Annotated in this window: 5 protein-coding genes; all 5 read right to left on the bottom strand. The window is 70.6% G+C overall.

All coding sequences use genetic code 11. The features are described 5' to 3' along the window. Positions 1 to 22: 22 nt before the first annotated feature. Positions 23 to 781: a carboxypeptidase-like regulatory domain-containing protein gene (locus VFZ20_RS22270; protein WP_329686153.1), complete on the bottom strand. Its 759-nt coding sequence runs from the start codon at positions 779 to 781 to the stop codon at positions 23 to 25. Between the two features lie 63 nt (positions 782 to 844). Further along, positions 845 to 1,600, bottom strand: a complete 756-nt coding sequence (locus VFZ20_RS22265; RefSeq protein WP_329686152.1) for a carboxypeptidase-like regulatory domain-containing protein — start codon at positions 1,598 to 1,600, stop codon at positions 845 to 847. Between the two features lie 232 nt (positions 1,601 to 1,832). Further along, complete coding sequence (locus tag VFZ20_RS22260; RefSeq protein WP_329686151.1) at positions 1,833 to 2,579, bottom strand: carboxypeptidase-like regulatory domain-containing protein; 747 nt, start codon at positions 2,577 to 2,579, stop codon at positions 1,833 to 1,835. Between the two features lie 204 nt (positions 2,580 to 2,783). Beyond that, positions 2,784 to 3,539, bottom strand: a complete 756-nt coding sequence (locus VFZ20_RS22255) for a carboxypeptidase-like regulatory domain-containing protein (RefSeq protein ID WP_329686150.1) — start codon at positions 3,537 to 3,539, stop codon at positions 2,784 to 2,786. A 772-nt stretch (positions 3,540 to 4,311) separates the two neighbouring features. Next, positions 4,312 to 4,784: alpha-hydroxy-acid oxidizing protein (locus VFZ20_RS22250; protein ID WP_329686149.1), on the bottom strand; the 473-nt coding region annotated here is incomplete at its 5' end.

Here is a 4,784-nt window from a genome sequence, read left to right as displayed (position 1 = left end):
CTTTCATCCGCCGCCTCGCCCGCTACGCGTCCAGCGTCCAGATCACGACCACGCCGCAGCGGTAGTTGTCCGTGGGCGGAAAGCCGGGCGGCGCGTCCTCCGGGCGGGTGTACACCTCCATGGCCCACAGCCTCCGCCGGTCGATCAGGTCGTTGAGCCGGCTGCCGTACAGGCGCCGGCGATATCCGTTGATATAGAAGGTGGGCACGCACGTGTAGACGCCCACGTCCATGCTGATCACCTCGTTGCGTCCCTCCACCTTCATCGCGCGCATGGTGCGCAGCAGGTCCACCGTCCGGGTGTCGCGCTGCTGGGCGATGCGCTCGGGCGAGAGGTACACCCCGCGTCCCTGTTCCATGCGGGTGTAGAACGCCGCGGCGCGCACGTCGCGAAACGCCGGCACCTGGCGCACGCGCACGCCCACGGAGTCCAGCGCCAGGGCGGCGGGCGCCATCCGCACCTGCACCTCCAGCGTCGCGCCCGGCGCTACCTCCACGGCAGGCGACGTGAAGTCGTCGTAGCCGATGCGCTCCGCCGCCACCGTCCAGGTGCCCGCGCCCGGCAGGCGGATGGAGAACAGGCCCGCCTGGTTGGACCGGCCCGTGGCCACCGCGCCGGCGGCGTCCGTGACGCGGATGGCCACGCTGGCGATGGGTTCGCCCGTGGCCCGGTCCACGACGCGGCCGCGGATGGCCTGTTCCGCGCGCTGCGCATGCGCCGAGGCGGCGACGACGAGCGCGAGCACGGCGGCGAGGACGGGGAATGGTGTGCGGATGCGCATGGGCGGGATTGGATGGGAGGAGATGCGCGGGACGGCCGTCCCGCGCGTGCGGCCTGCCGCGTCCTACGAGTCCAGCGTCCAGATCACGATCACCCCGCAGCGGTTGTTGTGAACCGGGGGAAAGCCGGGTGGCGCATCGTACGGTTCGCGGTAGACCTCCACGCCCCAGAGACGCGACCGGTCCACGTAATCGTCCACGGATCCATAGAGAATGCGGGCCACGCCGTTGATGTAGATCGTGGGCCTGCAGCGGGTGCGCGGCGTGGAGCCCATGATCAGGTTCTCGTCGCCGCGGACGTCCATGCCCGGCACGTGGCGCAGCATGTCCGCCGACCGCATCCCGCGACGCTCCGCGATCTGCTCCGGGGTGATGAACCGCCCGCCGGCTCGCTCCATGCGATCGTAGAACTGCCGTGCGCGCGCGTCACGAAAGGGCGGCGTCCGGCGCACGCGCACGTCGACGGAGTCCAGCGCCAGCGTGGCGGGCGCCATCCGCACCTGCACCTCCAGCACGGCGCCCGGCGCCACGTCCACCGGCGGCGAGGTGAAGTCCGCGTAGCCGATGCGCTCCGCCGCCACGGTCCAGGTGCCCGCCCCCGGCAGGCGGATGGAGAACAGCCCCGCCTGGTTGGACTGCCCCGTCGCCACCGCGCCATCCGCGTCCGTGACGCGGATGGCGACGCTGGCGATGGGCTCGCCCGTGCCGCGGTCCACCACGCGGCCGCGGATGGCCGGCCCGGGATCCTGGGCGTGGATCGCGCCGGAGAGCAGCAGCGCGATCAGGGCGGCCCAAAGCGATGTCTTGCCGGAGGAGATCATCCGTAAATGGGGTGGGGGATGGGACCGCATCTGGAGATCGCGAGGGGGAGATACCACGCGACAGGGCGTGAAAGTCGCGGTACTGTCCGACCGGCGTCCTGAACGGCGGGACGGGTTGGTTTCTGACGCATCAACTCTCCGGGTCGGCATCCGCCAGGGAGAATGGAAACGAAGCGGCGGCGCGGAACCGGGTCCGCGCCGCCGCTTCGTCTTTCATCCGCCGCATCGACCGTCACGCGTCCAGCGTCCAGATGACGATGACGCCGCAGTACGCGCTCGCCGGGGGGAACGCGGCCGGCACATCGTCCGGCGACGTGTAGACTTCGATGGCCCACAGCCGGTTGCGGTCGATCACGTCGTTCAGCCGCTCCGTCAGGCGGTGCCGGCGGCCGTCGATGTAAAAGGTGGGCACGCAGCGCCGGTTCGTCGAGATTCTCATGCTGATGTGCTCGTCGATTTTTTCTACGTTCACGCTGCGCACGTGGCGAAACAGGTCCACCGTCCGCGTGCCGCGCTGCTCCGCCAGGCGTTCGGGCGAAAGGAACACGCCGCGGTTGCGCTCCATGCGGTCGTAGAACTGCCGGGCGCGCACGTCGCGAAACGGCGGCGTCTGGCGCACGCGCACGCCCACGGAGTCCAGCGCCAGCGTGGCGGGGGCCATCCGCACCTGCACCTCCAGCACGGCGCCCGGCGCCACGTCCACCGGGGGCGAGGTGAAGTCCTCGTAGCCGATGCGCTCCGCCGCCACCGTCCAGGTGCCCGCACCGGGCAGGCGGATGGAGAAGAGGCCCGCCTGGTTGGACTGGCCCGTGGCCAGGGCGCCGTCGGCGTCCGTGACGCGGATGGAGACGCTGGCGATGGGCTCGCCCGTGCCGCGGTCCACCACGCGGCCGCGGATGGCCTGTTCCGGGCCCTGGGCGCGCAGCGTGCCCGCGAACAGCAGGGAGACGATCGCGGCGGCGAAAACGGTGAGCTTCATGGAAGGGATCGGCGGGGGGTGAGCCTGGAGTCGGCGGGACAACCCAGATGCCTGCAGGATGTCGACAAACTTGTGGTCGCTATGCAACGGCGGCCGCGGGTGATTTCTGACCACCTGATTCCAGGGATCATCCGGGGGGGACGAAAACGAGCGGCGGCGCGGATCTTTTCCCGCGCCGCCGCTCGTGCTCCGCCGATCCGTCCGTTACGCGTCCAGCGTCCAGATGACGATGACGCCGCAGTTCTCGTTGTCGTCGGGCGGGAACTGCGGGGGCGCGTCCTCGGGGGCCGTGTAGACCTCCACGGCCCACAGCCGCTCGCGGGCCACGTAGTCCGTCAGCCGGTCGTACAGGCGGCGGCGGTAGCCGTTGATGTAGAACGTGGGCGTGCAGCGGCGCGCGGCGGAGACGCCCATGGTGATGCGCTCGCTCAGGGCATCTACGTTCATGCCGCGCATGTGCCGCAGCAGGTCCGGGATCTGTGTGCTGCGCCGCAGGGCCAGCTGCTCGGGCGTGAGGTACACGCCGCGGCCGCGCTCCACGCGGTCGTAGAAGGTGCGGGCGCGCGCGTCGCGAAACGGCGGCGTCTGGCGCACGCGCACGTCCACCGAGTCCAGCGCCAGCGTGGCGGAGGCCATCCGCACCTCCACGTCCACCGTGGCGCCCGTGGCCACCGGCACGGGCCCGGAGGTAAAGACGCTGTAGCCGATGCGCTCGGCCGTGACGGTGTAGGTGCCCGCGATGGGGACGCGGATGGAGAACTGGCCCACGGGGTTGGTCTGCCCCGTCACGGACACGTCCCCGGTCGCATCGGTGATGCGGATGGAGACGGTGGGGATGGGCTCGTTGGTGTTGCGGTCCACCACGCGGCCGCGGATGGTCTGGCCAGACTGGGCGTGCAGCGCGCCCGCGAACAGCAGCGCGAGCACGGTGGCGATCAGGGGGCGTACCTGCAACCTCATGTGATGCGAACCGGTATGGGTTGGAGCGAGATCCGGTGTGGAGCGGTCACGATACCCCAGACACGTCCAAAATGTTTGCCAATCATCGGGGACCGCGCGAGCGCCCCCTCCGGGCTCGCGGAGCTCGCCCACCTCCCCCAAAAACCCTGGGGAGGTTGAACCGCGCTTAACGCTGGATGATGCGGGCTGATCGCGCGGGCGGGCCCTGGGTCCTATACCACGAGCGAGATGCGTCATCCTGAGGAGCCGCCGCGTGCTCCAGCCCACGCGCGGAACCATGGCGGCGACGAAGGATCTTGCCCGCGAACCTCTGCGGCGACCCCCGTGCACGGAATCAGCCCCCGAGTCTCGCACACAAGATCCTTCGGTCGCGCCCAAAGTCCTGTGCCGCATCGGGTTCGCGCGGGCGCTGCCTCAGGATGACGCGGCGCGGAGCGAGAGGCTTCTCAACGTGGATGAACATCCTCATTTCCGCGAGATGCGTCATCCTGAGGAGCCGCCGCGTGGTCCCAGCCCACGCGCGGGACCATGGCGGCGACGAAGGATCTTGCCCGCGAACCTCTGCGGCGGCCCTCGTGCACGGATTCCGGCCCGGCGTCTCGCACACAAGATCCTTCGGTCGCGCCCAAAGTCCTGTGCCGCATCGAGTTCGCGAAGCGCTCCCTCAGGATGACGCGGCGCGGGGGAGGGGCGCTGTACAACGACCGCGCTCGTGCCGCGGATCGCGCCACTCACGCACTCACGCACTCACGCACTCACGCACTTCCCTCCCCTACCACCCGCCGCCGCGCGCGCGGACGATCGACTCCGCCGTGATCTCCGCGAGCGAGCGGCAGCCGGCCAGGCCCATCGTGAGCTCGAAGTCCGCCAGCAGGTTGCGGATGACCTCCGCCACGCCCTCCGCGCCCGCCAGCGCCAGCCCGTACACGTACGGCCGGCCGATGCACACGGCGCGGGCGCCCAACGCGATCGCCTTGAAGACGTCCGCGCCGGAGCGCACGCCGCTGTCCATCAGCACGGGGATGCGGCCATCCACGGCCTGGATGATGGGCGGCAGCGCGTCCAGCGTGGCGATGGCACCGTCCACCTGCCGCCCACCGTGGTTGCTGACGATGATGCCGTCCATCCCCGCGTCCACCGCCTGCCGCGCATCGTCCGGGTGCAGGATGCCCTTGAGCACGATGGGCAGCTTTGTCCGCGCGCGGAGGAACGGCAGGTCGTCCCAGGTGAGCGAGGGGCGCGAGT

The sequence above is a fragment of the Longimicrobium sp. genome, assembly GCF_036280135.1.
GTDB lineage: Bacteria > Gemmatimonadota > Gemmatimonadetes > Longimicrobiales > Longimicrobiaceae > Longimicrobium.
This window is presented reverse-complemented; position numbering and strand designations above follow the sequence as displayed.

What these genes read in the sequence shown, in the direction of transcription:
- VFZ20_RS22270 (WP_329686153.1), bottom strand. Translation starts at nt 781, where the DNA reads ATGCGCATCCGCACACCATTCCCCGTCCTCGCCGCCGTGCTCGCGCTC.
- VFZ20_RS22265 (WP_329686152.1), bottom strand. Translation starts at nt 1,600, where the DNA reads ATGATCTCCTCCGGCAAGACATCGCTTTGGGCCGCCCTGATCGCGCTG.
- VFZ20_RS22260 (WP_329686151.1), bottom strand. Translation starts at nt 2,579, where the DNA reads ATGAAGCTCACCGTTTTCGCCGCCGCGATCGTCTCCCTGCTGTTCGCG.
- VFZ20_RS22255 (WP_329686150.1), bottom strand. Translation starts at nt 3,539, where the DNA reads ATGAGGTTGCAGGTACGCCCCCTGATCGCCACCGTGCTCGCGCTGCTG.